Origin of the sequence: Pseudoduganella sp. R-31 (genome assembly GCF_049913235.1) — a bacterium.
GTDB lineage: Bacteria > Pseudomonadota > Gammaproteobacteria > Burkholderiales > Burkholderiaceae_D > Rugamonas.
In genome coordinates this window covers 4769909-4796854 of sequence record NZ_CP183986.1, presented here as the reverse complement: position 1 = coordinate 4796854, position 26946 = coordinate 4769909, and the positions used below count along the sequence as shown (strand labels likewise).

At 62.7% G+C, this 26946-nt stretch carries 27 protein-coding genes; 23 read left to right on the top strand and 4 right to left on the bottom strand.

Annotated features, from left to right (window positions below; translation table 11 throughout):
- Positions 1-44 precede the first annotated feature (44 nt).
- The 7 genes from htpG to ACN9MY_RS21610 all read left to right on the top strand — a co-directional run bounded on the left by htpG (position 45) and on the right by ACN9MY_RS21610 (position 9300).
- On the top strand, positions 45-1955 hold the full coding sequence (gene htpG, locus ACN9MY_RS21640; protein WP_426336118.1) for a molecular chaperone HtpG: 1911 nt from the start codon (positions 45-47) through the stop codon (positions 1953-1955).
- Between the two features lie 153 nt (positions 1956-2108).
- A complete protein-coding gene (locus ACN9MY_RS21635; RefSeq protein ID WP_426318574.1) occupies positions 2109-3305 on the top strand; it encodes an ATP-binding protein in 1197 nt (398 codons plus the stop codon).
- Positions 3298-4305 carry an ABC transporter substrate-binding protein gene (locus tag ACN9MY_RS21630; RefSeq protein ID WP_426162573.1) on the top strand — a complete coding sequence of 336 codons (1008 nt, stop codon included), beginning with the start codon at positions 3298-3300 and terminating at the stop codon, positions 4303-4305. Before ACN9MY_RS21635 ends, ACN9MY_RS21630 begins: the two co-directional genes overlap by 8 nt.
- A gap of 6 nt (positions 4306-4311) precedes the next feature.
- Positions 4312-6837: an ATP-binding protein gene (locus ACN9MY_RS21625; RefSeq protein WP_426336117.1), complete on the top strand. Its 2526-nt coding sequence runs from the start codon at positions 4312-4314 to the stop codon at positions 6835-6837.
- Positions 6834-7691 carry an RNA polymerase sigma-70 factor gene (locus tag ACN9MY_RS21620; protein ID WP_426318571.1) on the top strand — a complete coding sequence of 286 codons (858 nt, stop codon included), beginning with the start codon at positions 6834-6836 and terminating at the stop codon, positions 7689-7691. Before ACN9MY_RS21625 ends, ACN9MY_RS21620 begins: the two co-directional genes overlap by 4 nt.
- 34 nt (positions 7692-7725) lie before the next feature.
- Entirely contained in the window at positions 7726-8766 is a 1041-nt protein-coding gene (locus ACN9MY_RS21615; RefSeq protein WP_426162570.1) for a diguanylate cyclase, read from the top strand.
- 90 nt (positions 8767-8856) lie between these two features.
- Entirely contained in the window at positions 8857-9300 is a 444-nt protein-coding gene (locus ACN9MY_RS21610; protein WP_426162569.1) for a carboxymuconolactone decarboxylase family protein, read from the top strand.
- Here the strand turns inward: ACN9MY_RS21610 and ACN9MY_RS21605 are convergent.
- The 4 genes from ACN9MY_RS21605 to kynU form a co-directional block, all read right to left on the bottom strand.
- Positions 9297-9887 carry a CHRD domain-containing protein gene (locus ACN9MY_RS21605; RefSeq protein WP_426162567.1) on the bottom strand — a complete coding sequence of 197 codons (591 nt, stop codon included), beginning with the start codon at positions 9885-9887 and terminating at the stop codon, positions 9297-9299. The two genes, ACN9MY_RS21610 and ACN9MY_RS21605, sit on opposite strands and share 4 nt — an antisense overlap.
- Before the next feature lie 126 nt (positions 9888-10013).
- Entirely contained in the window at positions 10014-10661 is a 648-nt protein-coding gene (locus tag ACN9MY_RS21600) for a ribonuclease T2 family protein (RefSeq protein WP_426162566.1), read from the bottom strand.
- Complete coding sequence (gene kynA / locus ACN9MY_RS21595; RefSeq protein WP_426162564.1) at positions 10658-11497, bottom strand: tryptophan 2,3-dioxygenase; 840 nt, start codon at positions 11495-11497, stop codon at positions 10658-10660. The genes ACN9MY_RS21600 and kynA overlap by 4 nt, the downstream gene beginning before the upstream one ends.
- A gap of 13 nt (positions 11498-11510) precedes the next feature.
- A complete protein-coding gene (gene kynU / locus ACN9MY_RS21590) occupies positions 11511-12749 on the bottom strand; it encodes a kynureninase (protein WP_426336116.1) in 1239 nt (412 codons plus the stop codon).
- A gap of 51 nt (positions 12750-12800) precedes the next feature.
- Here kynU and ACN9MY_RS21585 point away from each other — a divergent pair, with 51 nt between their 5' ends.
- The 16 genes from ACN9MY_RS21585 to ACN9MY_RS21510 all read left to right on the top strand — a co-directional run bounded on the left by ACN9MY_RS21585 (position 12801) and on the right by ACN9MY_RS21510 (position 26848).
- Positions 12801-13013, top strand: coding sequence for a hypothetical protein (locus ACN9MY_RS21585; RefSeq protein WP_426336115.1), 213 nt, complete (start codon positions 12801-12803; stop codon positions 13011-13013).
- A 339-nt stretch (positions 13014-13352) separates the two neighbouring features.
- Entirely contained in the window at positions 13353-13670 is a 318-nt protein-coding gene (gene flhD / locus ACN9MY_RS21580; protein WP_055936061.1) for a flagellar transcriptional regulator FlhD, read from the top strand.
- Positions 13671-13681: 11 nt separating this feature from the next.
- A complete protein-coding gene (gene flhC, locus ACN9MY_RS21575) occupies positions 13682-14230 on the top strand; it encodes a flagellar transcriptional regulator FlhC (RefSeq protein ID WP_426162562.1) in 549 nt (182 codons plus the stop codon).
- Positions 14231-14377: 147 nt separating this feature from the next.
- Positions 14378-15130 (top strand): class I SAM-dependent methyltransferase, encoded by a 753-nt coding sequence (locus ACN9MY_RS21570; protein WP_426318567.1) that lies wholly within the window; start codon positions 14378-14380, stop codon positions 15128-15130.
- A gap of 95 nt (positions 15131-15225) precedes the next feature.
- Positions 15226-16086 carry a flagellar motor stator protein MotA gene (gene motA / locus ACN9MY_RS21565; RefSeq protein ID WP_055936071.1) on the top strand — a complete coding sequence of 287 codons (861 nt, stop codon included), beginning with the start codon at positions 15226-15228 and terminating at the stop codon, positions 16084-16086.
- A gap of 18 nt (positions 16087-16104) precedes the next feature.
- On the top strand, positions 16105-17055 hold the full coding sequence (gene motB / locus ACN9MY_RS21560; RefSeq protein ID WP_426162560.1) for a flagellar motor protein MotB: 951 nt from the start codon (positions 16105-16107) through the stop codon (positions 17053-17055).
- Between the two features lie 7 nt (positions 17056-17062).
- A complete protein-coding gene (locus ACN9MY_RS21555) occupies positions 17063-17611 on the top strand; it encodes a chemotaxis protein (RefSeq protein ID WP_426336114.1) in 549 nt (182 codons plus the stop codon).
- 43 nt (positions 17612-17654) lie between these two features.
- Positions 17655-18020 (top strand): response regulator, encoded by a 366-nt coding sequence (locus tag ACN9MY_RS21550; protein ID WP_055936079.1) that lies wholly within the window; start codon positions 17655-17657, stop codon positions 18018-18020.
- A 14-nt stretch (positions 18021-18034) separates the two neighbouring features.
- Positions 18035-20254 (top strand): chemotaxis protein CheA, encoded by a 2220-nt coding sequence (gene cheA / locus ACN9MY_RS21545; RefSeq protein ID WP_426336113.1) that lies wholly within the window; start codon positions 18035-18037, stop codon positions 20252-20254.
- Entirely contained in the window at positions 20251-20730 is a 480-nt protein-coding gene (locus tag ACN9MY_RS21540) for a chemotaxis protein CheW (RefSeq protein ID WP_426336112.1), read from the top strand. Before cheA ends, ACN9MY_RS21540 begins: the two co-directional genes overlap by 4 nt.
- A 45-nt stretch (positions 20731-20775) precedes the next feature.
- Positions 20776-22479 carry a methyl-accepting chemotaxis protein gene (locus ACN9MY_RS21535; protein WP_426162557.1) on the top strand — a complete coding sequence of 568 codons (1704 nt, stop codon included), beginning with the start codon at positions 20776-20778 and terminating at the stop codon, positions 22477-22479.
- A gap of 29 nt (positions 22480-22508) precedes the next feature.
- Positions 22509-23357 carry a CheR family methyltransferase gene (locus ACN9MY_RS21530; RefSeq protein ID WP_426162556.1) on the top strand — a complete coding sequence of 283 codons (849 nt, stop codon included), beginning with the start codon at positions 22509-22511 and terminating at the stop codon, positions 23355-23357.
- A complete protein-coding gene (gene cheD, locus ACN9MY_RS21525) occupies positions 23338-23958 on the top strand; it encodes a chemoreceptor glutamine deamidase CheD (protein ID WP_426336111.1) in 621 nt (206 codons plus the stop codon). The genes ACN9MY_RS21530 and cheD overlap by 20 nt, the downstream gene beginning before the upstream one ends.
- An 11-nt stretch (positions 23959-23969) precedes the next feature.
- Entirely contained in the window at positions 23970-25049 is a 1080-nt protein-coding gene (locus tag ACN9MY_RS21520) for a protein-glutamate methylesterase/protein-glutamine glutaminase (RefSeq protein WP_426162554.1), read from the top strand.
- Between the two features lie 121 nt (positions 25050-25170).
- A complete protein-coding gene (cheY, locus tag ACN9MY_RS21515) occupies positions 25171-25560 on the top strand; it encodes a chemotaxis response regulator CheY (protein ID WP_028104141.1) in 390 nt (129 codons plus the stop codon).
- A gap of 76 nt (positions 25561-25636) precedes the next feature.
- The gene (locus tag ACN9MY_RS21510; protein WP_426162553.1) at positions 25637-26848 is read left to right on the top strand and encodes an EAL and HDOD domain-containing protein; all 1212 of its coding nucleotides are present in this window, start codon (positions 25637-25639) and stop codon (positions 26846-26848) included.
- The last annotated feature ends 98 nt before the right edge of the window (positions 26849-26946 follow it).

Sequence of the window (26946 nt, the reverse complement as noted above, 5' to 3'; positions counted from 1 at the left end):
ATGTGGGCGATTCCGAAGTTCCGTATAAGACTATTGAGGTAAAAATGGCAGAAAACAAGCAAACCATGGGGTTCCAGGCAGAAGTCAAACAGCTTCTGCAGCTGATGATCCACTCGCTGTACTCGAACAAGGAAATCTTCTTGCGCGAGCTGGTATCGAACGCCTCCGATGCGGCCGACAAGCTGCGTTTTGAAGCGATCAACAACGACGCACTGTACGGCAACGACCACGAACTGAAGATCCGCGTCAGCTTCGACAAGGCAGCGCGCACCATCACCATTTCCGACAACGGCATCGGCATGAGCCGCGACGAGGCGATTTCCCACCTCGGCACCATCGCCAAGTCGGGCACCAAGGAATTCTTCGGCAAGCTGTCCGGCGACCAGCAGAAGGACGCGGCCCTGATCGGCCAGTTCGGCGTCGGCTTCTACTCCGGCTTCATCGTGGCCGACAAGATCACCGTCGAATCGCGCCGCGCCGGGCTGGCGGCGGAAGAAGGCGTGCGCTGGGAATCGGCGGGCGAGGGCGATTACTCGATCGAGCAGATCGAAAAGGCCGGCCGCGGCACCGACATCATCCTGCACCTGCGCGAAGGCGAGGATGAACTGTTGTCGAGCTGGAAACTGAAGTCCATCATCCGCAAGTACTCCGACCACATCTCGCTGCCGATCCAGATGCAGAAGGAAGAGTGGGACGAGGAGAAGAAGGAAACCGTGCTGAAGGACGAGCTGGAAACCATCAACCAGGCCAGCGCCCTGTGGGCCCGCTCCAAGAGCGAGATCACGCAGGAACAGTACGAAGAGTTCTACAAGCACGTGTCGCACGACTTCGGCGCGCCGCTGGCCTACACCCACAACCGCGTGGAAGGCCGCAGCGAATACACCCAGCTGCTGTACATCCCGGCCAAGGCTCCCTTCGACCTGTGGGACCGCAACAAGCGCGGCGGCATCAAGCTGTACGTCAAGCGCGTGTTCATCATGGACGACGCCGAGCAGCTGATGCCGACCTACCTGCGCTTCGTGAAAGGCGTGATCGACTCGGCCGACCTGCCGCTGAACGTATCGCGTGAAATCCTGCAGGAATCGCGCGACGTGAAAGCGATCCGCGAAGGCTCGACCAAGCGCGTGCTGGGCATGCTGGAAGAACTGGCCAACGCCGACGAGCAGGAAAAGAAGGACAAGTACACCACCTTCTGGACCGAATTCGGCCAGGTGCTGAAAGAGGGTATCGGCGAAGACTTCGCCAACAAGGAACGCCTGGCCAAGCTGCTGCGCTTTGCCTCGACCCACAACGACAGCGATGTGCAGGACGTATCGCTGGAAGCCTACGTCGGCCGCATGAAAGAAGGCCAGGACAAGATCTTCTACGTCACCGCCGACAGCTACGCCGCCGCCAAGAACTCGCCGCACCTGGAAATCTTCCGCAAGAAGGGTGTTGAAGTGCTGCTGCTGACCGACCGCGTCGACGAATGGATGCTGTCCTTCCTGAACGACTTCGAAGGCAAGGAACTGCATTCCGTGGCCAAGGGCGGCCTGGACCTGGGCAAGCTGGAAGACGAGGCGGAGAAGAAGGAACACGCCGAGACCGAAACCCAGTACCAGGAACTGGTCGGCAAGATGAAGGAAGCGCTGGCCGACAAGGCCAAGGAAGTGCGCGTCACTTTCCGCCTGACCGATTCGCCAGCCTGCCTGGTGGCCGACGAGCACGAACTGTCGGGCAACCTGCTGCGCATGCTGAAGGCAGCCGGCCAGTCCGCGCCGGAATCCAAGCCTATCCTGGAAATCAACCCGCAGCACCCGCTGGTGACGCGCCTGAAGTATGAAGACGCAAGCGGCGAGAAGTTCAAGGACTGGGCCCACATCCTGTTCGACCAAGCCTTGCTGGCCGAAGGCGGGTCGCTGGCCGACCCGGCCTCCTTCGTCAAGCGCATGAACGAAATGCTGCTGTCGAAGTAAGCTGGCGGAGAAGTGCCTCTTGCGCGCCACAGTGGGTGCTGGCCCAACTGTGGCGCCAAAGCCGCAAGGATTTATATGCTAGTTAGATTTGGTGAGACTTTACCTCCTTGTCAACCGGCATAATCAAAGCAAGCCCGCCTTCGCGAGGATTGCATGACGGAAGTTCGCAAGCAGCGCATTCTCATCGTTGACGACCAGAGCGTCCACACCGTGGCGTTGTGCGACGTATTGCGCCAGTACCAGTTTGATGCCGAAGGCTGTTCCAGCGCCGAGTCAGCGCTGGAGCTCTTGCGCAACCAGTCTTTCGATCTGATGCTGTCGGACCTGAACATGCCGGGGATGGACGGCATCGGCCTGGTCAAGGAAGCCCTGCAGCACGACCCGGACCTGGCCTGCATCATCATGACCGGGGAGGGCAGCATTGCCACCGCCGTGCGCGCGATGCAGGGCGGCGCCCTCGATTACATCGTCAAGCCTTTCAAGGCGTCTTCCTTGCTGCCGGTGCTGGCGCGGGCCCAGGCCACGCGCGCCCTGCGGCTGGCCAACGCCGAGCTGGAACGCCAGCTACGCCAGAACGTGATGGAACTGGCGGAAGCCAATCACCGCCTGGAGCAGGCGCGCACTGCCGCCGAGCATGCCAATGCTGAAAAGTCGCGCTTCCTGTCGAACATGAGCCACGAGCTGCGCACCCCGCTCAACGGCATCCTCGGCTTCGCGCAAATCCTGGCGGCCGACAAGCTGCCGGCCACCCAGCTAGAGAAGCAGCGCTTTGCGCGCAATATCGTGCAGTCCGGCCAGCACCTGCTCAAGCTGGTCAACGAAATCCTCGACCTGGCGCGCATCGAAGCGGGCAAGGTGCCGCTGGCGATGGAAGCAGTGGACCTGCCGACCGTCCTGCAGGAATGCCGCATGATGGTGACGCCGCTGGCCGCCAAGCGCGACATCACCCTGGGTTTCGGCGAAGTGCCGGAGAAGCGCCTGCGCGCCGATCGCACGCGCCTGGTGCAGGTGCTGATCAACCTGCTGTCCAACGCCATCAAGTACAACCACGACCAGGGCCGCGTTGCCGTGGCCTGCACCGCAGCGGAAGGCAGCCGCCTGCGCATTTCCGTCAGCGACACCGGCCCTGGCCTGGAGCCGGAGCAGGTGCAGCACATCTTCCAGCCTTTCCACCGCCTCGGCCGCGACGAGGAGGAGGAGGGCAGCGGCCTTGGCCTTGCGCTCACCCGGCGCGTGGTCGAGGCCATGCAAGGCGCCATCGGCGTCGAGAGCCAGCCGGGCCAGGGCAGCACCTTCTGGGTGGAACTGCCGCTGGCGCCGGAAACTACCCAACAGGTGCAACATGCGTAGCCGAACCATGCAGGTCCTTGCCGTGTTGTTCATCGTGCTGGCGCTGGGCGTGGCCTGGCTGTGGCAGCAGCAGCGGCAGCCGGCGCGGCCGGCGCAGTCGCTGGTGATCGCGGCCAACACCGAATATGTCGGCACCTGTGCCGTGGTGGCCGCCCAGCAACGCGGCTATTTCACCGAACAGGGCTTGCAGGTCAAGGTGCTGCCTTATTCGAGCGGCAAGGCATCGATGCAGGCGGTGGTCGACGGCAAGGCCGATGTCGGCACCGTGGCCGATATCCCGATCGTGTTTGCCGCCATGGACGGTGTGCCGGTCAAGGTGCTGGCGACGTTTTTCCGCACCGGCAAGGACCACGGCATCATCGGCCGCCGCGACCACGGCGTGCTGACCCCGGCCAGCCTGAAGGGCAAGCGCATCGGCGTCACGCAGGGAACCTCGGGCCAGTTTACGCTGGACGTTTTCCTGAACTGGCAACGCATGGATGGCAGCGAAGTCACCATGGTCAACTACAAGCCGGAAGAACTGGGCCAGGCGCTGCAGCGCGGCGATGTCGACGCGGTGGCCGGCTGGGAACCCTTCCTCGGGGCCATGCGCAAGCAGCTCGGCGATACGGCGGTGAGCTTTTCCGGCGAGCAGGCGTACGAGAGCATCTACAACCTGGTTTCGCTGCAGCGCTTTACCGGCGAGCGGGCGGACGTCGTCCCGCGCCTGTTGCAGGCCATCGAGCAGGGCTCGGCCTGGTGCGAAAAGTCGCCGCGGGAGGCGCAGCCCCTGCTGCCGGCAACCGCCAAGCTGAATCGCGATGAAGTGGTGGCGGCCTGGCCGACTTACCACTTCGGCCTGGAGCTGGACCAGTCGCTTTTGCTGGCCTTTGAGGACCGCGCCCGCTGGGCCATCCGCAACCGCCTGGCCAACTCGCGCGAAGTGCCGAATTTCCTCGACAACGTGTACCTGGAAGGATTGGGCGAGGTGCGGCCGACTGCCGTTACCGTCATCCACTAAGCGACCATGAAAATTATCACTCGCCTGAAGTGGGCCCAGTGGCTGTGCGTGGCCGGCGTGACGCTGGCCGTGCTGCTGATGATCGGCGCCACGCGCCAGGTCAGGCAGGAGCTGCAGCGCAACGAGCGTGCCGGGGAGATCGTCAGCGGCGTGGTGGCGCTGCGCTACCTTTCGCTCGAATTTGCGCAAACCCAGGAGCGGCGCTCCCATGTGCAGTGGCAGTTGCGCAAGGATTCCTTGCAAGGGCTGCTGCTGCGCGATGAACTGTTCCGGCAAGCGGAGGAGGCGCAGCTGCTGCACGACCTGCAGGAAAACCTGCCCCTGCTGGCACGGCATTTCTCCGAACTGCTGCTGGTGCGGCAGGAATTGCGCGCCACCCCTGAACGGGCGGAGGTGCTGCACCTGCTGGAAGCGCGGCTGTTCGGCCAGTTGATGTCGCGCACGCAGGACATGATACGGGATGCGGAAGAACTGGCGCGCCGCAGCCGCCAGGGCGTGCTGCAGGCGCAGCAGAATGCTTCCGCCGTGGCGGCCGGGCTTGGCCTGCTGCTGGCGCTGACCGTGCTGGGCGCACTGGCCTTGACGATCCGCAGCGTGGCCCATCCGCTGGAGCGGCTGCGGCGTGGCGCCGAACTGGTGGGCTCGGGCAAGCTGGACTTCCGCATGAACATGAATGCCGTTGACGAAGTGGGGGACCTGGCGCGTGCTTTCGATGCCATGACCGAACGCCTGCGCGCCACCACGGTCTCGCGCGACGAACTGGTTGCCGTCAATGCCGCCCTGCACGACGAGATGGAGGTGCGCCATGGCGCCGAGTTGAAGGTGCAGGCCCAGCTTGGCCGGCTCAGCCTGTTGCACCAGATGACGCGCTCGATCGGCGAGCGGCAGGACTTGCGCAGCATCCTCCAAGTCCTGGTGCGCAACCTGGAAGACCAGTTGCCGGTGGACTTTGCCTGCGTGTTCCTGCTGCAGGAGGGCGTGCTGGAAGCGAGCTGCGTCGGCCTGGGCAATGCCATGCTGCCGGGCGACGCCTCGCTGAAGGAAGGCGCCCAGGTTTCGATCGACAACAATGGCCTGTCGCGCTGCGTGAAGGGGCAACTGGTGTACGAACCGGACATCAGCGGCAGCGAATTCCCGTTCCCGCACCGGCTGGCGCGCGGCGGCCTGAATTCCCTGGTGCTGGCGCCGCTGCAGGCCGAGAGCGTGGTCTTCGGCGTGCTGGCCGTGGCGCGCACCATTCCGAATGCCTTCTCCAGCGGCGAATGCGAATTCCTGCGCCAGTTGAGCGAGCACGCGGCGCTGGCGGCACGCCAGGCGCAGTTGTATGGGGCGCTGCAGCAGGCTTACCACACCCTGCATGCGACGCAGCAGTCGGTCACCCGCGAGGAGCGCTTGCGAGCCCTGGGCCAGATGGCGAGCGGCATCGCGCACGACATCAACAACGCCATCTCGCCGGTAGCGCTGTACACCGAAACCCTGCTGGAAACCGAAACGGGCCTGAGCGCCAGCGGCCGCAGCAACCTGCAGGTGATAGCGCGCGCCATCGACGACGTGGCGGCGACGGTGGCGCGCATGCGCGAGCTGTACCGCCGCCGCGAGCCGCAGATGGAGCTCACCAGCGTCAGCCTGAACGTGCTGGCGCAGCAGGTGGCCGACCTGACGCGGGCGCGCTGGAGCGATATGCCGCAGCAGCGCGGCGTGGTGATCAATATGAAGCTGGAGCTGGCGCCGGGGCTGCCGTCCGTGATGGGCTCCGAGCCGGAAATCCGTGAAGCCCTGACCAACCTGGTGTTCAATGCGGTCGATGCGATGCCGGAAGGCGGCGCCCTGATCCTGCGCACCCGCAGCACCGGCGAGCATGCCATTGTCGACGTGGTGGACAGCGGCGTCGGCATGGACGAGTCGACGCGCCGCCACTGCCTGGACCCGTTCTTCACCACCAAGGGCGAGCGCGGCAGCGGCCTGGGGCTGGCCACCGTCAATTCGATGGCCGAACGCCACAGCGCGGTGGTGCAGGTGGAATCGATGATCGGGCAGGGCACCACCGTGTCGCTGGCCTTCCCGCTGCCGCAGGCGCATCCCGCCATGCCGCCGCTGGAAGCGCCTGCCACGACGGTGGCGGTGGCCGAACCCATGCGCCTGCTGGTGATTGACGACGATCCGGCCGTGCTGGCGTCCATGACCACCATCCTGCAGCGCGACGGCCACACGGTGGTGGCGGCCAATGGCGGCGCCGCCGGCATCGAGCAATTCCGCGCTTCGATGGAATCCAGCCAGCCTTTCGACGCGGTATTCAGCGACCTTGGCATGCCGCACGTCGATGGCCGCAAGGTGGCCGGCTGCATCAAGGAGCTGTCGCCGGCCACGCCGGTGATCCTGGTTACCGGCTGGGGCCAGCGCCTGATTCCGGAGGGCGACGTGGACGCCAAGCCGGCCAGCGTCGATGAAGTGCTGAGCAAGCCGCCGCGCGTGCGCGAATTGCGCGAAGTGCTGCTGAAAGTGCACAAGGTCGGCTATAGTCCTGCATCATGAATGATCCAATCGACTTTGCCGCGCACCGTGCGCGGTTGTTTGCCATCGCCTATCGCATGCTGGGCGTGCGCGCCGATGCAGAAGACGTGGTGCAGGATGCCTGGATTCGTTGGCAGGGCGCCGATACCAGCGGCGTGCAATCGGCCGAGGCCTGGCTGGTGACGGTGGTGACCCGCCTTTCCATCGACCGCCTGCGCGCCGCCATTGCCGAACGCGAAGCCTACGAGGGCCTGTGGCTGCCGGAACCGCTGGTGGCAGTCGACGAGGAGACGCCGGAGGCGCAGGCCGAGCGGGCCAGCGACCTGTCGCTGGCCTATATGTGGCTGCTGCAGCGGCTAGGTCCCGAGGAGCGCGCCGCCTTCCTGCTGCGCCAGGTGTTCGATTACGACTACAACGAGGTGGCCGAGCAGCTTGGCAAGTCGGAAGCGGCGTGCCGCCAGATGGTGAGCCGCGCCGGCGACCGTGTGCAGCAAGGCCAGTCGCGCTTTGATATCCCGGCCGACACCCACCGCCAGCTCTTGCAGCGTTTCGTGGAGGCCTCGGCCAGCGGCGACAAGGCGGCGGTCCGCGCCCTGCTGGCGGAAGACCTGGAACTGGTGGGCGATGGCGGCGGCAAGGTCAAGTCCTTCGGCATCGTCATCACCGATCCGGACAAGATCGCTGCGCTGTACGCCGGCATGCACAAGCTGGGCGCCATCGAATACCGCGCTGCCATGGTCAACGGCGAGCCGGGCTTGCTGCGCTTCGTGGACGGCAAGCTGGAATCGGCGCAGGGCTTTGCCACCGACGGCCAGCGCATCACCGGCATCTATGTGGTGCGCAACCCCGATAAACTGGCGCACATCGTTAACTGAGGTTGGCTGGCACGCAAGCAGAGGAGGCCCTGACATGTTGAGCGAAACCCGCGAGCGCGGCATGCAAATCGGGCAGGCGGACCTGCTGCGCGCCATGCAGTACCTGCCGGTTGGCATGTCCATCATCGACCGCGACCTGCAGTTCAGGTTCTGGAACGAGACGTTTTGCCAATGCCTGGATTTCCCCGATAGCCTGATGCAGCCTGGCGTGCTGCTGGAGGATCTGTTCCGCTTCAACGCCCTGCGCGGGGAATTCGGGCCCGGCGATCCGGAGGCCCAGGTGCGCGAGCGCATCAACCTGGCGCGCCAGTTCGTGCCGCACCGTTTCCGGCGCACGCGCGCCAATGGCACGGTCCTGCAAGTGACCGGCCGCCCCATGAGCGATGAACAGGGGCGGGTCATGGGTTTCGTCACCATCTATGAGGACGTCACCACCGAGGCGCGCCAGCAGCAGGAGCTGGAGCAGGCGCACCGGAAGCTGCTGTCGGCCTATGAAGACCTGCGGCTCGCCCAATTGGACAATAGCGCGCTGGAAAAGGACCGCTCCAAATACTACCAGCTGGCAGTGCGCGACGCCGTGACGGGCCTGTACACGCGCCATTACATGGAAGATGCCGCGGCCCGCCTGCTGCAGCAGCACGAGCGCGATCCGGCCGAACGTGTTGGCCTGCTGGTGTTCGACATCGACCGTTTCAAGCAAATCAATGACAATTTCGGCCACCTGGCCGGCGACGTGGTGCTGCAACGCATCGGCGGAGTCTTGAACAGCCATACGCGCCGCATCGACATCGCGGTACGCAATGGCGGCGACGAGTTTGCCGTCTTCCTGCCCAAGCTCGACCTCGAACACAGCCTGCAGTTTGCCGAGCGGGTGCGCAGCGAAGTGCGCGCCCAGCGTTTCGACGGCGCCCTGTCGGGGATCGAACTCTCCATCAGCGCCGGCGTGGCCGCGCACCAGCCGGGTGAGACGCTGGGCGAACTCCTGCAGCGGGCCGATGCCGCCCTGTATGCGGCCAAGCGGGCCGGCCGCGACCGGGTGTGCACCTTCCCCGCCCAGCCTGGAAAAAATTTTTAGCCGGGCTGTCACAAACCGGCAGGCTGCTCCGTCTAATGGTTGAGAAGGCCGCACAGCGTGGCCTTTACCATCAGACCGAAAGGATTTTCCATGAGCACCCTGCGTTACAACTACTTCCAACTGTCCCAGAAATCGTTCCAGAACCTGCTGGCGCTGTCGAATGGCCTGAACCGTGAACTGCTGGGCAAGAAGCTGGTGGACCTGGTCCTGCTGCGCGTATCGCAAATCAATGGCTGCGGCTTTTGCATCGACATGCATTACCAGGACTTGCTGAAGATGGACGTCGACCCGCGCCATGTGAATGCGGTGGCGGGCTGGCGCGAGGCGCCATTCTTCAGCGAGCGCGAACGCGCTGCGCTGGAATGGTCGGAGTTGATCAATGCAATTCCAGTCCGCGATCCCGACGACGCAGCTTTCGCCCGTGTCAAGGAGCATTTCTCCGACGAAGAGATCGCGGAACTGGGCTTCGTGGTTGCGGTCATCCGTTCCTGGAACATGCTGAACGTGGCGTCACGCAACCCGATTCCTCGCTAGTTTTCCCGCTTGCGCAGTAACAGCAAGGGCAGGCCGGCCAGCAGCATGAGGATCTGTGCCGGCTCGGGAATCGGCGCCGCCAGGAAGCCGCGGATTTCACCGCTCGGGTAGACGTTCGAGTGGATGTTGAAATACGCGGCGCCGGCATTGAGCCCGGCCAGCAGTGCGGCCTCGGCGCCGGCCGTGGTGCCGCCGTTATTGGCCAGGAAGGTCGGGTTCCAGAACGATTCCTGCGACGTGCTGAAGAACGAGGCATAACTGCCGCTGGTTTCGTTCTCAGGGAAGCCGGTCAGGGTCGGCAGCATGGTGGCGACACCGGCGGTGCCGTCACCGGCCACGGCGGTGCAGCAATGGATGTGGGCAGCACCGCTCAGGCCTTCCAGGTCGGTAAAGCTGGCTGCAATGGTCATGTAGTGGTTGTCGATATCGAACAGCACGGTCACATCGCCCGTGGCTGCCGATGCGTTTGGCGGGGATTCCGCCGCGCCGCTGAGTGAGGCGTTGAAGACAAGTGGATCAGCTTGCGCTGCTCCGCAAGCGGCAATCAAGGCCAGCGTCGCCAGCCCCTTTTTCAGATGAGTTCCCATTCGGTGGCTCCTCAAAGTTCGCGAGCCCGCGATAACGGTTCCCCCCGTGGTATGGCAAGCAGGCGCGCAGTACAGCGCGCTTATTGTCGCTGCAAGCGCGCCTTGGGCGGCGCACGCTTAGCGCCATCACTTCACATTTTTCATCAGGAAAGTGGATTGGCCGCAGCTCTTCTGCGAGTAGGCGATCGCTTCTTGCGAGCAGCTGCGCGATTTGCCGTCCTTGCTGAAACATGCGCGTGCTTCGCGCAGGAAACGGCCGCCGGAGCCGCAGACGGGCAGCACGGCGTCTTTGGCCAGCCATGGATTGGCCTGGTGGAATTTGGCCTCGAACTGGCCGGGCGTGACGCGCACCGGCTGCTGCGGGCGCGCGAAATCGGCCGGGATCTTCAGGCTGTCGCGCAGCCTGGCGCTCAACGCCAGGTAATCCTGGGGTTGCAGGCCGGAGCAGGAACCGTGTTTGTTCCATTCATGGAACAGCAGTTTGGGCGAAGGGTAGAGCGACTCGTATTGCTCGCGCAGGCTGTTCGAAATCCTGACGCGGCCGCAGCTTTCGGGATAGCCGCGCTCGAATTGCGGCCACAGGCCGTGCAGCACAAAGCCGAGCTGGCGGCCGGTGGCGCACTGCACCGGGTCGCCGCCGCCACGGCCGGCGCAATACTCGGGCGACCAGGACAGCGACATCACGTAGTAATCGAAAACACCGGGGCGGTCGTCGCGTGCCATTGCCGGCAGCGCACACGCCGCGGCCAGCAAGGCAGCGAGCAAGCGTTTCACAAAGCGGTCCTTAAAGCGAACAATTCCGGGAACAGTACCACATCGAGCATCTTCCTGAGATAGGACACGCCGGCCGTGCCGCCCGTGCCGGTCTTGAAGCCGATCACCCGTTCGACCGTGGTGACATGGCGGAAGCGCCAGAAGCGGAAGGCGGTCTCCATGTCGACCAGCTTTTCCGCCAGCTCGTACAGGGCCCAGTATCGTGTGGTGTCGCGATATACCTCGAGCCAGGCTTTCTGTACCGACTCGTTGGCCACGGTCGGCTGGGTCCAGTCGCCGTCCAGCCGCCCGGCGTCGATCTGCAGGCCATTGCGCGCCAGCAGGCGGATCGCTTCGTCGTACAGCGACGGCGCATGCAGCGCCGCGTCGAGCAGGGCATGCGCTTCCGGCGCCTGCTGGTGCACCGCCAGCATGTTCGCGTTTTTGTTGCCGAGGATGAATTCGATTTCGCGGTACTGGTGTGACTGGAAGCCGGACGAGGAGGCCAGGTAAGGGCGAATCGCGGTGTATTCGGGCGGGGTCATGGTGGCCAGCACGTCCCAGGCGTGCACCAGCTGGTCCATGATGCGCGCCACGCGGGCCAGCATCTTGAAGGCCGGCGGCAGGTCGTCGCGGCGTATATGGTCGACCACGGCGTGCAGCTCGTGCAGCATCAGCTTCATCCACAATTCGCTGGTCTGGTGCTGCACGATGAACAGCATCTCATTGTGGTTGGGCGACAGCGGGTGCTGCGCGTTCAGGATCTTTTCCAGGCCCAGGTAGTCGCCATAGCTCATGGACTTGGAGAAGTCCATTTGCGCCCCGTGCCAGGCGGCATCTTTCTTTTCTTCGGTCATATTGTGTCGTGTCTCAGGTGACGGCGCCGCGGGCGACAGTGATGTCGTAGGCCTTATCGTCCAGGATCTGCTTCAGGATTTCCACAGCATCCCACACGTCGGCAAAGCTGGTGTATAGCGGCGTGAAGCCGAAGCGCATGATTTCCGGCTCGCGGTAATCGCCGATCACGCCGCGCGCGATCAGGGCCTGCATCACCGCGTAGCCGTGCGGGTGGGTGAAGCTGACCTGGGAGCCGCGCCGCACATGCTCGCGCGGCGTGACCAGGCCCAGTGGATGGTTGGGGCAGCGCTGCTTCACCAGGGCGATGAACAGGTCGGTCAGGGCCAGCGACTTGGCGCGCACCGCATCCATGGTGGTTTGCGCGAAGACGTCCAGGCCGCATTCCACCATGGCCAGCGAGGTCACCGGCTGGGTGCCGCACAGCGCGCGGCCAATGCCCTTGGTCGGCGCGAAGTCGGGTGCCATGGCGAACGGATTGGCGTGGCCCCACCAGCCGGACAGCGGGTGGCTGAATTTGTCCTGGTTGCACTCGGGGACCCAGATGAAGGCCGGCGAGCCCGGGCCGCCGTTCAGGTATTTATAAGTGCAGCCGACGGCGAAGTCGGCGCCATCGGCGTGCAGGTCGAGCGGTACCGCGCCGACTGAGTGGCACAGGTCCCACACGACCATTGCGCCATGCTGGTGGGCGAGGGCGCTGGTGGCGGCCATGTCGTGCTGGTAGCCGGTGCGGTAGTTCACGTGGGTCAGCATGACCACGGCGACGTCGGCGGTGATGGCGGCAGGAAGCTGGTCCGGACTGTCGACCAGGCGCACTTCATAGCCGCGGTCGAGCCAGGACGTCAGGCCCTGGGCCATATAGATATCGGTCGGAAAATTCGAGCGCTCGCTGATGATGATCTTGCGGCCGGTATGCGCCTGCGCGTGCAGGGCGGCGGCCAGGGCTTTGAACAGGTTGATCGAGGTGGTGTCGGTAACCACCACTTCACCGGCCTTGGCGCCGACCAGCGGGGCCAGCTTGTCGCCCAAGCGCTTCGGCATGTCGAACCAGCCGGCGGTGTTCCAGCTGGTGATCAGGTCCTTGCCCCATTCCTTGGCGATCACTTCGGTGGCGCGGGTGAGGGCGGCTTTGGGACGCGCGCCCAGGGAGTTGCCATCCAGGTAGATCACGCCGGCAGGCAGGTCGAACTGCTCGCGCAGGGGCGCCAGGGTGTCCGCGGCGTCGCGCGCCAGGCAGTCGGAACGGGAAATCATGAGGGCATTTTCCTTGAGACTTAAACAAAGTGAGATTGTAGCAACCTTTTCTTGGCCAAAACCGGTAAACCGGTGTCAGACCCGCAGGGTCTGACACCGATACGCGGCGGCCGCCAACCGGTTTGGTTGGCTAAGCCATTGATTTCAAAGGAACCAAAAAATTTTCAAAATTTTTTTCAAAAAAAACCTAAAGTTCCCCAAACCCCTGCCGTTACCGTTTATAGAAGCCCGGTAAAAGGCTTGCTGTTCGGCATTTTGGAATGAGTGAAAAAATCTTAAAATTTTTTGCTCGGAACCCTAAAGTTCTCCAAAACCCTGCCGTTACCAGTTCAGATGTCGCAAAAAAGCACCACGCCGACATCGCATTTTTACCTTCGGCTCCTGCGTTTTGAGCGAGACCGAACGCCCCGCAAACCCACGCCAATACTGGCGTTGTCCCTCTATGGGCAGCCCTCTGTAGGACAAAATCCTACGGGGCGACTTCGTCTATTCCCGACCCAAAATACAGAGTGCCGCCTCTTTGCGCTTTATCGCGTCTCCAGCAGAATGTATCTCAACAGCAACGAAAATTGCGTTGCAAGCTGAAACTGACTGGAGATGGACATGACCGCAAACGACATGATGGCTGAAATCCGCGATGCGAACCTGAGCTACCTGATGCTGGCGCAGCAGATGATCCGCGCCGACAAAGTCACCGCGATCTTCCGCCTGGGCATTTCCGCCGACATCGCTGACCTGATCGAAGGCATGAGCAATGCCCAGATCCTGAAGCTGGCTGGCGGCAACATGATGCTGGCTCGCTTCCGCTTCGACGACAGCGCCATTCTCGGCATGCTGACCAACTACAACAAGGACCGTTCCCTGGCCCAGTCCCACGCCGCCATCCTGATGGCCGGCCAGGCTGTTGAAGAAATCGCTTAAGGAGCGACGCCATGAGCAAGAAGAGTGTGGTGACCGAAGCGCAGGAAATCCAGCTGGCCATCGAGCTGATCAACCTGGGGGCCCGCCTGCAACTGCTGGAAACCGAAGTGTCGCTGTCGCGCGAACGCCTGCTCAAGCTGTACAAGGAGCTGAAGGGCGTGTCGCCGCCGAAGGGCATGCTGCCTTTCTCGACCGACTGGTTCCTGACCTGGCAGCCGAACATCCACTCGTCGCTGTTCATGAACATCCATAACTTCCTGGTCGAGCACGCGGGCGCCACCGGCATCCATGCCGTGATGAAGGCTTACCAGCTCTACCTGGAGCAGATGCCGCCGGCTGCCGGCGAAGAGCCGCTGCTCTCGCTGACCCGCGCCTGGACCCTGGTCAAGTTCGCAGGCAGCAATATGCTGCAGCTCAAGCCCTGCACTTGCTGCAAAGGCAAGTTCGTAGTCGACGCCATGGACCTGAACCGCGACTACAAGTGCGGCCTGTGCCATATGCCTTCGCGTGCCGGCAAGACCCGCAAGGCCAAGGATGCTGCCGAAGCGGTCGCTGCTTGATTGGGATGGTGTCAGACCCCGTGGGTCTGACAACGGGTTGCCGGTTTAGGTTTCGGTGCATACGCACACAAAACCGGTAAACCAGTGCCTGACCCGCAGGGTCAGGCACTGCAGTGCCAACGATGCTGGCCCGGGTATACTCCTGCAATGAATTTTAGAGTTCCAGCCTTCCAGGCGCTGCTGGTCCAGGCCGGCGCGCTGCTGCCGTGCGCCGCGCTGGCGGTTGCCCTTGATGCGCTCGGCCATGGGTTGACCTTGCTGCAAGCCGCGCTGCTGCAAGGTTTGCTGGCTGCCGGCATCAGCTGGAAGCTTGGCCTGGCGCGGTGGTGGCTGCCGATCCAGCTTCTATTTCCCGTCGCCCTGCTGGCCGGGCTCGCGCTGCAGCTGCCGCCCTGGCTGGCTGCCGCTGCCTTTCTTCTCTTGCTGGGCTGGTATTGGTCCACCTATCGCACCCAGGTCCCTTACTATCCATCGAATCCGGCAGTGTGGCGCGCCGTGCTGGCTGAGCTGCCGCAGGGCAGGGTGCTGCGCATGATCGATATCGGTAGCGGCCTCGGCGGCTTCGCCTTGCACCTGGCCGTTGCGCGGCCCGAATCGGAAGTTGTGGGAATTGAACTGGCGCCGGTGCCGTGGCTGGTGTCGCGTTTGCGGGCCGCGTTGTCCGGCAGCCGCGCGCGCTTCGTGCGTGGCGACTATGAACAGTTAAACTTTGCAAAATACGACCTGGTGTTCGCTTACCTGTCGCCGGCCGCCATGCCGGCCTTGTGGCGCAAGGCCCAGCGGGAGATGCGGGCCGGTAGTTTGCTTGCCAGTTATGAATTTGAAATTCCAGCTGCAAACGGCATCAAGACCATTCGCACCACAGAGGGTGGTCCGCTCCTTTATATAAGAGCATTTTAGAGGCAGTTTTCCTTGCCGCAGAGGCGTCTTCACGTTATTGTAGTTCCACTGTGGAATATTATTGCTTTTAACTAGCTATCGGGGAGTTCGCGCGCTTGTTAGTCATTGTCGGTTACCTCATCGTCCTTGGCTCCGTTTTTGGTGGTTTCGCGCTGTCCGGCGGCCATCTGGCGGCCCTGTTCCAACCTCTGGAACTGCTGATGATTGGCGGCGCTGCTGCGGGCGCTTTCTTTGTTGGCAATAACGGCAAGTCCATCAAGGCTACGCTGGCCGCGCTGCCGACGCTGTTCAAGGGTTCGCGCTATACCAAGGACTTGTACATGGAGCTGATGTCGCTCCTGTTCGACGTGTTGTCCAAGGTGCGCAAGGAAGGCCTGATGTCGATTGAAGGCGATATCGACAAGCCGGAAGACAGCCCGCTGTTCAGCAAATACCCGGCAGTGCTGGAAGACCACCATATCATCGAGTTCATGACCGACTATCTGCGCCTGATGGTGTCGGGGAATATGGATGCTTTCCAGATCGAGAACCTGATGGACAACGAGATCGACACCCACCACCAGGAGGGCCATGTGCCGGCCCATTGCATCGCCAAGCTGGGCGACGGCCTGCCGGCATTCGGTATCGTGGCGGCGGTGATGGGCGTGGTGCACACAATGGAATCGGTGGGCATCCCGCCGTCCGAACTGGGCATGCTGATCGCGCACGCGCTGGTCGGTACTTTCCTCGGTATCTTGCTGGCCTACGGTTTCGTCGGCCCGCTGGCCAGCCTGCTGGAGCAGAAGCTGGAAGAGTCGACCAAGATGTTCCAGTGCGTAAAGGTCACGCTGCTGGCCAGCCTGAATGGTTATGCCCCGGCCCTGGCTGTGGAATTTGGCCGCAAGGTACTGTACTCTACCGAGCGCCCAAGCTTCTCCGAGCTGGAAGAACATATCAAGAAATCGAAGTCGAAGTAATGGAAGCGAGGACCTGCCATGGCTGAAGAAGGCCTGCGGCCCATTGTCGTCAAGAAGATCAAGAAAGGCGGTGGCGGCCACCACGGCGGCGCCTGGAAGATCGCTTACGCCGACTTCGTGACGGCGATGATGGCGTTCTTCCTGCTGATGTGGCTGCTCGGCTCGACGACCAAGGGCGACCTGAACGGTATTTCCGAATACTTCAAGACGCCGCTGAAGGTCGCCATGCAGGGCGGCTCGGGCAGCGGCGACAGTTCCTCGGTGATCCAGGGCGGCGGCTCGGACCTGTCGCGCCGTACCGGCCAGGTCAAGATGACCGACGATCCGGCCCAGAGCAAGACTTACAACCTGGATGCCGCCAAGAAGGCGCTCGAGGCGGAAGAGCGTTCGCGCCTGCAGGCCTTGCGTGCCCGTATCGAAATGACCATCGATACCAACGCCGAGCTCAAGAAGTTCAAAGAGCAACTGTTGCTGGACTTCACCAGCGAAGGCTTGCGCATCCAGATCGTCGACTTGCAGAACCGCCCCATGTTCAATGCCGGCAAGGCCGACTTGCAGCCGTATGCGCGCGAGATCCTGGAAGCCATCGCGCCGGCCCTGAACGACGTGCCGAACAAGATCGGCCTGTCCGGCCACACCGACTCCACGCCGTATTTCACCGAAACGGGGTACAGTAACTGGGAACTGTCGGCCGACCGTGCCAATGCCTCGCGCCGCGCGCTGCTGCATGGCGGACTGGCCGACAATAAGATCCTGCGCGTGGTGGGGCTGGCCAGCGCCGCCCACCTGGACCGCGCCGATCCTTTCAACCCGATCAATCGCCGCATCAGCATCATTGTGATGAACAAGAGGACCGAGGAGAATGTGCTGCGTGACGGCGGCAAATTGCAAGTCGGCCTCGATACCGAAGCTACGCAAGCCGCGGCGGCAGCGGCACCGGCAGCGGCAGCGCCGGCGGGGAAGAAATAGGGGCTTTATGACAAGAAAGAAAATCCTTGGCTCGCATGTGAAACGGCTGCTGTCCGGCGTGTCGGACCATGGCCGGCGCCACCTGACCGAAGTCGAGACCGACCTGCTGCAGACCAACCTGCTGCTGGAGGAGGCGATCGACAAGCTGACGCGCAACTTCATGGCGATCCATGAGGCGGTGAGCGCGCAGCAGACGACCATCGAGCTGCTGCTGCAAGGCGGCGATCCTTCGGCGGAAGACAAGGCGCGCCTGAAGGAAATGAACGAACAGGTAAGCGGCTACGTCAATGCAGCCATTACCAGCATGCAGTTCCAGGACATGACCAGCCAGCTGATCGACCGCACCCTGAAGCGTGTCACCGGCTTGCGCGAATTCCTTGGAACGCTGGGTGCGCACGGCGCCGAAGTGGTGCCGGAATCGGGCAGCGACGAGATCGTGGACCTGCTTAGCAAGGTCAGCATGGCGCTGGCGATCCAGAGCCTGGAGCTGCGCAGCGTGCTGCGCAAGGCAGTCAGCCAGAAGCACCTGGAAAGCGGCGACATCGAACTGTTCTGAATATAGATACGAATACAAAAATTTAACCAAGTGAGAAAAAAAGATGGCTAAAACAATTCTTGCAGTCGACGACTCCTCCTCGCTGCGCCAGATGGTGGCATTCAGCCTGAAGGCAGCGGGCTACCAGGTGGTGGAAGCAGTCGACGGACAGGATGGCCTGGAAAAGGCCAAGCTGCAAACCGTGGACCTGGTGCTGACCGACCAGAACATGCCGCGCATGGATGGCCTGCAACTGATCAAGCTGCTGCGCGAGCAGCCGTCCTATGCCAAGGTTCCCATCCTGATGCTGACCACCGAATCGTCCGACGAAATGAAGGCCAAGGGCCGCGCCGCCGGCGCGAATGGCTGGCTGGTCAAGCCTTTCGACCCGCAACGCTTGATTGAGGTAGTGAAGAAGGTCATTGGCTAATTAAGGGGTGTGGCATGACCATCGATATTAGCCAGTTCTACCAGGTCTTCTTCGATGAAGCGGAAGAACTGCTGGCTGAAATGGAGCGTCTGCTGCTGGGCGTGGACGTCGAGTCGCCCAGCGAAGAGGACTTGAACGCGATTTTCCGTACCGCGCACTCGGTGAAGGGCGGCGCGTCGACGTTCGGCGTGACCGACATGACCGAAGTCACGCACGTGCTGGAGACGCTGCTGGACCGCATCCGCAAGGGCGAGATGGCCTTGACGTCGACCCACGTCGACGCCTTCCTGGCCGCCAAGGACATCCTGAAGATGCAGCTGGACGGCCACCGCCTCGGCACGGCTGTCGACCAGGAAGCCGTGGGCGACGTGCGCATGATGCTGCAGGAGCTGGCGCAGGACGTGCACATCGAGGCGATGGCGCCGGTGGCGCCGGCCTTCAATGCGCAGGAATCGCAGGCGGTGGACCATAGCGGCGGCAAGCGCTTCCGCCTTGAACTGCCGCCGATGGTGCACCGGGAAGTGGAGGCGCTGGCAGCCGAACTTGGCCTGATGGGCCATGTGGAGCTGACGCCGCTCGATGCCGAGCGCCATGCCATGATCGTCACCACCCACGAATCGCTGGACGATATTGTCGCCATCTGCTCCTTCGTGATCGATGCCGACCAGATGAAGGTCAGCGAGCTGCCGGCCCTGAGCCCGACCCAGTCGGCGCGCGAGCAGGCCGAACGCGAACGCAAGGAGGCGGAGCAGGGCTACGGTTTCTTCGACCCGCTGCCGGCTGCAGGCGCCGCCGCGCCGTCGGCCGAAGGCGAAGGCTATGGCTTCTTCCAGCCGCTCGATGAAATCCGCTCCAACGCCTCCGGCGCCGCCGACGACGCGCGCGGCTATGGCTTCTTCCAGCCGCTGGAAGTGATCCGCGCCCAGGCCGGCATCAAGGATGCCCCGGCCGAAGCGGCCAAGCCGAGCGAAGAACAGGAAAAGAAAGCCGCCCGTAAGGAAGCGGAAAAGCAGGCCCACGCGCCGGCCGGCGGCGAATCGTCCTCGATCCGCGTGTCGGTGGAAAAGGTCGACCAGCTGATCAACCTGGTCGGCGAACTGGTGATCACGCAAGCGATGATCGAGCAGCGCGCCGGCTCGCTGGATCCGGTGCTGCATGAAAAACTGATGAGCGGCATTTCCCAGCTCACCCGCAACACGCGCGACCTGCAGGAATCGGTGATGTCGATCCGCATGATGCCGATGGACTTCGTGTTCTCGCGCTTCCCGCGCATGGTGCGCGACCTGGCCACCAAGCTTGGCAAGAAAGTGGAATTCGTCACCAGCGGCGCCGCCACGGAACTGGACAAGGGCCTGATCGAACGCATCGTCGACCCGCTGACCCACCTGGTGCGCAACTCGATCGACCACGGCATTGAAATGCCGGACGTGCGCAAGGCGGCCGGCAAGTCCGAGACGGGACGCCTGTTCCTGTCCGCCTCGCACCAGGGCGGCAGCATCATCATTGAAGTGTCGGACGATGGCGGCGGTTTGAACCGCGATAAGATCCTGGCAAAAGCCCGCCAGAACGGCTTGCCGCTGTCCGATAACATGAGCGACGCCGACGTGTGGCAGCTGATCTTCGCGCCGGGCTTCTCGACCGCAGAAACCGTGACCGACGTGTCGGGCCGCGGCGTCGGCATGGACGTGGTCAAGCGCAATATCACCGCCATGGGCGGTACCGTCGACATCCGCTCGGCCAAGGGCTTCGGCACCACCATCTCGATTTCCCTGCCGCTGACGCTGGCCATCCTGGACGGCATGCTGATCCAGACAGGCGACGAGGTGTACATCCTGCCGCTCGGCTTCGTGCTCGAATCGCTGCAGCCGGCGCCGGAAGACGTGAAGGAAATCAGCGGCAAGGGCCGCGTCATCAAGGTGCGCGGCGAATACCTGCCCCTGATCCCGCTGTACCAGATTTTCGACATTGCACCGCGCTTTACCGATCCGACCCAGGGCATCCTGGTGATCGTGGAAACCGAAGGCAAGAAAGCCTGCCTGTTCGTGGACGAACTGGTGGGGCAGCAGCAGGTCGTGGTCAAGAACCTGGAATCGAATTACCGCAAGGTGACCGGAATTTCCGGTGCCACCATCCTCGGCGACGGAGGCGTGTCGCTGATCCTGGACGTGACGGCGCTGGTCCGTTCGTCGCGCCAGCTGGTTGACGAATCAAACTTTGTGAAGGAAGAACCATGAACGACGCAGCAAGCGCCGGTACAGCCGTCCAGGAGTTCCTGGCTTTCAAGCTGGGCTCCGAAGAATACGGCATCGATATCCTGAAAGTGCAGGAGATCCGCGGCTACGAAGCGGTGACCCGCATCGCCAATGCGCCCGAGTTCATCAAGGGCGTGATCAACCTGCGCGGCATCATCATTCCGGTGGTGGACATGCGCATCAAATTCAAGCTGGGCGAGCCTGTGTACGACCAGTTCACCGTGGTCATCATCCTGAACATCAATGGCCGCGTGGTAGGCATGGTGGTCGATTCGGTATCGGACGTGACGTCGCTGACGGAAGAACAGATCAAGCCTGCGCCGGACATGGGCACCGCCTTCAGCTCGGAATACATGATCGGCCTGGGCACTATCGACGAGCGCATGCTGATCCTGGTCGACATCCAGCGCCTGATGTCCAGCCCTGAAATGGGCTTGAGCGAAAAGCTCGCGGCGTAAAGCATAAAAATACAGATCCAAAAGGACACGAGGGGAGAGAGAAAAATGAATGTGCGCGAATACAAGATAGGGACACGGCTTGGTTTCGGTTTCGGGATCATTTTGCTGATCCTGGTGGGCACCGTGCTGCTGACCAATGTGCTGAACTACCGTAACAAGTCGGCCCTGATGACGGGCCTGGACCTGGCCGGCGCCAAGGAATCGCAGGCGCAGTCGATGAAGAGCGCGATGCTGGAAACCGGCATCGCCATGCGCAATATCGGCCTGCAGTCGGACGTCAGCCTGATGCAGAAGGAAGAGGAGAAGGTCAAGGCCAACCGCGCCCGCTACGATGCGGCGCGCACCAAGCTGCAAAGCCTGGGCCTGAACGACGCCGAGAAGAAGGTGGTGAACGACATCTCCGCCTTGCAGACCGACGTCGACGCAGCCTTCAAGGAAGCCATGGGCCAGATCATGGCCTTCAACGCCGAAGGCGCGGCGAAAGTGATTGCCGGCCGCATCGACCCGCTGCAGCAGCAGACCCTGGCCTCGCTGAACAAGCTGGTGGACCTGCAGCAGGCGGCGGTTGCCGACTTCAAGGAAAGCTCCAACAAGGCCGACCGCAACCTGACGATGTGGATGGTGGTGCTGGCGGCGGTGGCCGTTGGCGTGGGCATCCTGTGCGCACTGGTGATTACCAAGTCCATTACCCGTCCGCTGTCGGGCGCGGTGGAAGTGGCGCAGAAGGTGGCCGCCGGCGAACTGACTTCGCAAGTGACGGTGGAAGGCAAGGATGAAACCTCGGAACTGCTGCAGGCGCTGAAGGACATGAACGAAAGCCTGGCCAAGACGGTTGGCCAGGTGCGCGCTTCGACCGAAACCATCACAACCGCCTCGCAGGAAATCGCGACCGGCAATGCCGACCTGTCGGCCCGCACCGAATCGCAGGCCTCCTCGCTGGAGGAAACCGCGGCATCGATGGAAAACCTGACTTCCACCGTGAAGCAGAACGCCGACAATGCACGCCAGGCCAACCAGCTGGCGGTGTCGGCATCGTCGGTGGCGGAGAAGGGCGGCCAGGTGGTGTCGCAGGTGGTCGACACCATGGGCTCGATCAAGCAATCGTCGACCAAGATCGTGGACATCATCGGCGTGATCGACGGCATTGCGTTCCAGACCAATATCCTGGCGCTGAACGCCGCCGTGGAAGCGGCGCGCGCCGGCGAACAGGGCCGCGGCTTTGCCGTGGTGGCATCGGAAGTGCGCAACCTGGCGCAACGCTCGGCCGCGGCAGCCAAGGAAATCAAGGCCCTGATCGACGACTCGGTCGACAAGGTCGACGCGGGCGGCCGCCTGGTCGATGAAGCCGGCCAGACCATGGGCCTGATCGTGACCTCGATCAAGCAGGTGGCCGACATCATGGGCGAGATCACCGCCGCCACCCTGGAGCAGAGCCACGGCATCGAGGAAGTCAATGCCGCCATCGGCCAGATGGACGAAATGACGCAGCAGAATGCCGCGCTGGTGGAAGAAGCGGCCGCCGCCGCCGAATCGATGCAGGACCAGGCCAACAACCTGGCGCAGGCGGTGTCGATCTTCAAGCTGGCAGGCGACGAATTCGCCAAGCGCGCGGCCGCGGCGCCGCGCAAGGCCAAGCCGGCGGCGCCGCCACGCAGCACGGCGGTCGTGCCGGCCGCCCCGGCCGCGCAGGCGCCGAAGAAGAAACTTGCTGCGGCCGCCCCATCCGGCGACGACTGGGAAGAGTTTTAATGTCCATGTAACCGCGGAGAACAGCAAAAATGGCGCTGACCAAAGAGACCGTGAAAGAGTTTGATTTCAACGGCAAGGATTTTGAACGGGTCCGCGCAATGATCTACAAGCGGGCCGGCATTGCGCTGGCCGACTCCAAGCAGGAGATGGTGTACAGCCGCCTGGCGCGGCGCTTGCGCGCCACCGGCATCAACAGTTTCGTGCGCTACCTAGACGACCTGGAAGCAGGTCGCCTGGGCAACGGCGAGTGGGAAGCGTTCACCAATGCGCTGACCACCAACCTGACGTCGTTCTTCCGCGAAGCGCACCACTTCCCCCTGCTGGCCGAGCACGTGAAGGCCAAGCGCGGGGAGACGATCAATATCTGGTGCTCCGCCAGCTCCACCGGCGAAGAACCGTATTCGATTGCCATCACCTGCTGCGAAGCGTTCAATACGCTGACGCCGCCGGTGCACATCCTGGCCACCGATATCGACACCAACGTGCTGGCCACGGCCGCCAACGGCGTCTATCCGATGGAACGCATCGACAAGCTGTCGCCCGAGCAGCAGCGCCGTTTTTTCCTGAAAGGGCGCGGCGCCAACGAAGGCATGGCGCGCGTGCGCCAGGAACTGCGCTCGCTGATCACCTACCGGCAAGTCAACCTGCTGGACGAAAAATGGGATATCCGTCCCGGTTTCGACGTGATTTTCTGCCGCAACGTGATGATTTACTTCGACAAGGCGACCCAGCGCAAGATCCTGTCGCGCTTTGTTCCCTTGATGAAGCCGGATGCGCTGCTGTTTGCCGGCCACTCCGAGAACTTCCTTTACGTGTCGGACGCTTTGAAGTTGCGCGGCAAGACTGTCTACGAGCTCGATGAGCGCAAGAGGGCATGACATGGATAAAGAACAATTCGCGACCAATGTCTATTACGACAGGACCTTCGACTGCGACGCGGCCAAGATCCTGCCGGGCGAGTACTACTACACCAACAAGGACATGCTGATCGTGACCGTGCTCGGCTCCTGCGTGTCGGCCTGCATCCGCGACCGCCTGACGGGCCTGGGCGGCATGAACCACTTCATGCTGCCGGATGGCGGCGCCGACCAGAGCAGCCCGGTGTCGGCCTCGGCCCGCTATGGCACGTATGCGATGGAAGTGCTGATCAACGACTTGCTCAAGTCCGGCGCCCGGCGCGACAATCTGGAAGCCAAAGTGTTCGGCGGCGGCGCCGTGCTGAAAGGCTTCACCGCGATCAATGTCGGCGAACGCAATGCCGCCTTCGTGCAGAACTTCCTGAAGAACGAGAAGATCCGCATCGTGGCCGAGGACCTGCTGGACATCTACCCGCGCAAGGTGTACTTCTTCCCCAAGACTGGCAAGGTGCTGGTCAAGAAACTGATGCAAACCCATAACGACACCCTGGCGCAGCGTGAGAACGATTACGCCAACCGCCTCAAGTCGAAACCGGTGGCGGGCGAGGTCGAGCTGTTCTGAGAGATATAAAAATGAACAAGATCAAAGTCCTGATTTGCGACGACTCGGCGCTGATCCGCAGTGTGATGAGCGAGATCATCAAGGGCCAGCCGGACATGGAAGTGGTGGGCGTGGCGCCCGATCCGCTGGTGGCGCGCGAGCTGATCAAGCAGACCAACCCGGACGTGCTGACGCTGGACGTCGAAATGCCGAAGATGGACGGCCTCGACTTCCTCGAGCGCCTGATGCGCCTGCGCCCGATGCCGGTGGTGATGGTCTCCTCGCTGACCGAACGCGGCTCCGAAATCACCTTGCGCGCGCTGGAACTGGGCGCCGTGGATTTCGTCACCAAGCCCAAGATCTCGATCCAGTCCGGCATGCGCGAATACGCCGACCTGATCTCCGAGAAGATTCGCGCCGCCTCCAAGGCCCGGGTACGCGCCCGCACCCTGCCGGCCGCCGGGACGGCAGGCGAGGGCGGCACGCCGCTGCCGCAACTACGGAACCCACTGATGTCTTCGGAAAAACTGATCATTGTCGGCGCATCGACCGGCGGCACGGAAGCCATCCGCGAGTTCCTGATGCAGATGCCGTCGGACTGCCCGGGCATCCTGATCACCCAGCACATGCCGGAAGGCTTCACCAAATCGTTTGCCAAGCGCCTCGATTCGCTGTGCAAGATCTCCGTGATGGAAGCGCAGGGCAACGAGCGCGTACTGCCGGGCCATGCCTACATCGCGCCCGGCCACTCGCACCTGCTGCTGACCCGCTCCGGCGCCAATTACATGACCAGGCTGGACCAGGGTGAGCCGGTCAACCGCCATCGCCCTTCGGTCGACGTACTGTTCCGCTCGGCGGCCCAGAATGCGGGCAAGAACGCGGTCGGCGTGATCCTGACGGGCATGGGCAAGGACGGCGCGGCAGGCATGCTGGAGATGAAGAACGCCGGAGCGTATAATTTCGCGCAGGACGAAGCTAGCTGCGTGGTGTTCGGCATGCCGCGCGAAGCGATTGCCGTTGGTGCAACGCACGAAGTTGGAGCCTTGCAGGCGCTGCCCGGCATGGTATTGGGTTATCTTGCGCAGCATGGCTCGCGTGCATTGCGCGTTTGACACGTGATTGACAGTTTTGGGGTAGTTAGTTCGCCTTGGAGCAACGAAAATGCTATCCTACAACTTGCTGGGTACACCACTTTAATTAATAACCGCGTAAGTAGAAACAACGGAGCAATTCATGGCTGATCCAAAGATGAAATTTTTGGTTGTTGACGATTTCTCCACGATGCGTCGCATCGTGCGAAATCTCTTGAAGGAACTGGGTTATGCCAACGTGGACGAGGCAGAAGACGGCGTGATGGCGCTGGCTAAACTGCGCGCGGAGCAATTCGACTTCGTGGTGTCCGACTGGAATATGCCGAACATGGATGGCCTGACCATGCTGCAGAACATCCGTGCCGACCCCGCATTGGCCAAGCTGCCGGTGCTGATGGTGACCGCCGAAGCCAAAAAGGAAAACATCATCGCGGCTGCGCAGGCAGGCGCCAACGGCTACGTGGTGAAGCCATTCACCGCCGCCACCCTGGATGAAAAGCTGAACAAGATTTTCGAAAAGCTCGGCGCTTGATCGCAGCTTTACAAGTAATGCGCGGCGGCGGCCCTGGCCGTCGCCGTTCCCTCCTGAGTCAAGCATAAGACCACGTATGCATCAGACACATTTCCTGGTTCGTGAACCCCTGCTCGATCCCGAGCAGCGCGTGGTCGGCTACGAACTTACATGGCAGCAGGAAGCTGCTGCCCATGTCCCCACCCTGGAAGAGCTCGAAGGCCTGGTCGGCTTCGTCGCCAGCCAGGTGAACCACCCTGAACACGGCTGGCTGCTCAAGCAGAAAACCCTGTTCCTGCAGGCTGTGCCCGGCATGCTGTCGACCGATTCGATGTTCGACCTGCCGCCCGAGCACACCGTGCTGTCGCTGAAAACTTCCGAACTGGCCAATCCGACCACGCTGGCTGCGGTGCAGGGCTTGCGTGCCGGCGGCGTCGGCATCCTGCTGCGCGAAGCCGACCTGGCGCGCGTGGGCAGCCGCCTGGGCACCATTTGTTCGTACGTCGAAGTACGCTTTACCGGGGCCGATGTGGCCGCGCAGGCGCGCGCCTATTCGCTGCTGAAGACATCCAGTATCCGCATGGTGGGCCGTCCGGTCACCACCTGGGCCGATTTCGACGCCTGCGCCGCCCTCGGGCTGGACGCCTTTGTCGGCAAGCTGCACCTGACGCCGCGTCCGGGCAGCGAAGGGCAGGGGCTGAATCCCTCGCAAACCATTATCCTGCAGCTGATGCAGATGGTGAACGCCAATGCCGACGTGGCGCAGCTGGAAAGCGTGTTGAAGCGCGATGCTGCCCTGTCGTACAAGCTGCTGAAGTACATCAACTCGGCCGGCTTCGGCGCCGGGCGTGAAGTGCAGTCGCTGAAACAGGCCATCCAGCTGCTGGGCTACCAGCCGATGTACCGCTGGCTGACCCTGCTGCTGGCAACCGCTTCCACCTCCGGCTTCTCGCCGGTGCTGCTGGAAACTGCCGTGGTGCGCGGCCGCCTGGCTGAATTGCTGGGCCAGAAAGCGCTGGGCAAGGCCGATGCGGAGAATATCTTCGTGGCCGGCATGTTCTCGCTGCTGGACCGCCTGCTGGGCATCCCGATGAAGGATGTGCTGCAAGAGATCCAGTTGAATGACGAAGTGGTGAAGGCGCTGCTCACGCGCGGCGGCAAATACGGCCCGTTCCTGGCGTTGGCCGAGGCCTGCGAACTGAATTCGAACCTGGTCAGCTCGCTGGCCGATTCGCTGTCCCTGTCGCCGGAAGACGTCAACAAGGCCCACCTGTCGGCCCTGGCCTGGACCCAGAACGTCACCACCTGATCATCCCGGCGCCCGCTGGCGGGCGCGTCCCTCGATACGATCCATGCAACGAGGGGCAAGCTGTTGCTTGCCCCTCGTTGTCTTGCTTGCTACCTGTT

Bases quoted from the DNA above. Each gene is read 5' to 3' on its own strand.
- htpG (WP_426336118.1), top strand. From the start codon at position 45: ATGGCAGAAAACAAGCAAACCATGGGGTTCCAGGCAGAAGTCAAACAG.
- ACN9MY_RS21635 (WP_426318574.1), top strand. From the start codon at position 2,109: ATGACGGAAGTTCGCAAGCAGCGCATTCTCATCGTTGACGACCAGAGC.
- ACN9MY_RS21630 (WP_426162573.1), top strand. From the start codon at position 3,298: ATGCGTAGCCGAACCATGCAGGTCCTTGCCGTGTTGTTCATCGTGCTG.
- ACN9MY_RS21625 (WP_426336117.1), top strand. From the start codon at position 4,312: ATGAAAATTATCACTCGCCTGAAGTGGGCCCAGTGGCTGTGCGTGGCC.
- ACN9MY_RS21620 (WP_426318571.1), top strand. From the start codon at position 6,834: ATGAATGATCCAATCGACTTTGCCGCGCACCGTGCGCGGTTGTTTGCC.
- ACN9MY_RS21615 (WP_426162570.1), top strand. From the start codon at position 7,726: ATGTTGAGCGAAACCCGCGAGCGCGGCATGCAAATCGGGCAGGCGGAC.
- ACN9MY_RS21610 (WP_426162569.1), top strand. From the start codon at position 8,857: ATGAGCACCCTGCGTTACAACTACTTCCAACTGTCCCAGAAATCGTTC.
- ACN9MY_RS21605 (WP_426162567.1), bottom strand. From the start codon at position 9,887: ATGGGAACTCATCTGAAAAAGGGGCTGGCGACGCTGGCCTTGATTGCC.
- kynA (WP_426162564.1), bottom strand. From the start codon at position 11,497: ATGACCGAAGAAAAGAAAGATGCCGCCTGGCACGGGGCGCAAATGGAC.
- kynU (WP_426336116.1), bottom strand. From the start codon at position 12,749: ATGATTTCCCGTTCCGACTGCCTGGCGCGCGACGCCGCGGACACCCTG.
- flhD (WP_055936061.1), top strand. From the start codon at position 13,353: ATGACCGCAAACGACATGATGGCTGAAATCCGCGATGCGAACCTGAGC.
- flhC (WP_426162562.1), top strand. From the start codon at position 13,682: ATGAGCAAGAAGAGTGTGGTGACCGAAGCGCAGGAAATCCAGCTGGCC.
- ACN9MY_RS21570 (WP_426318567.1), top strand. From the start codon at position 14,378: ATGAATTTTAGAGTTCCAGCCTTCCAGGCGCTGCTGGTCCAGGCCGGC.
- motB (WP_426162560.1), top strand. From the start codon at position 16,105: ATGGCTGAAGAAGGCCTGCGGCCCATTGTCGTCAAGAAGATCAAGAAA.
- ACN9MY_RS21555 (WP_426336114.1), top strand. From the start codon at position 17,063: ATGACAAGAAAGAAAATCCTTGGCTCGCATGTGAAACGGCTGCTGTCC.
- ACN9MY_RS21550 (WP_055936079.1), top strand. From the start codon at position 17,655: ATGGCTAAAACAATTCTTGCAGTCGACGACTCCTCCTCGCTGCGCCAG.
- cheA (WP_426336113.1), top strand. From the start codon at position 18,035: ATGACCATCGATATTAGCCAGTTCTACCAGGTCTTCTTCGATGAAGCG.
- ACN9MY_RS21540 (WP_426336112.1), top strand. From the start codon at position 20,251: ATGAACGACGCAGCAAGCGCCGGTACAGCCGTCCAGGAGTTCCTGGCT.
- ACN9MY_RS21535 (WP_426162557.1), top strand. From the start codon at position 20,776: ATGAATGTGCGCGAATACAAGATAGGGACACGGCTTGGTTTCGGTTTC.
- ACN9MY_RS21530 (WP_426162556.1), top strand. From the start codon at position 22,509: ATGGCGCTGACCAAAGAGACCGTGAAAGAGTTTGATTTCAACGGCAAG.
- cheD (WP_426336111.1), top strand. From the start codon at position 23,338: ATGAGCGCAAGAGGGCATGACATGGATAAAGAACAATTCGCGACCAAT.
- ACN9MY_RS21520 (WP_426162554.1), top strand. From the start codon at position 23,970: ATGAACAAGATCAAAGTCCTGATTTGCGACGACTCGGCGCTGATCCGC.
- cheY (WP_028104141.1), top strand. From the start codon at position 25,171: ATGGCTGATCCAAAGATGAAATTTTTGGTTGTTGACGATTTCTCCACG.
- ACN9MY_RS21510 (WP_426162553.1), top strand. From the start codon at position 25,637: ATGCATCAGACACATTTCCTGGTTCGTGAACCCCTGCTCGATCCCGAG.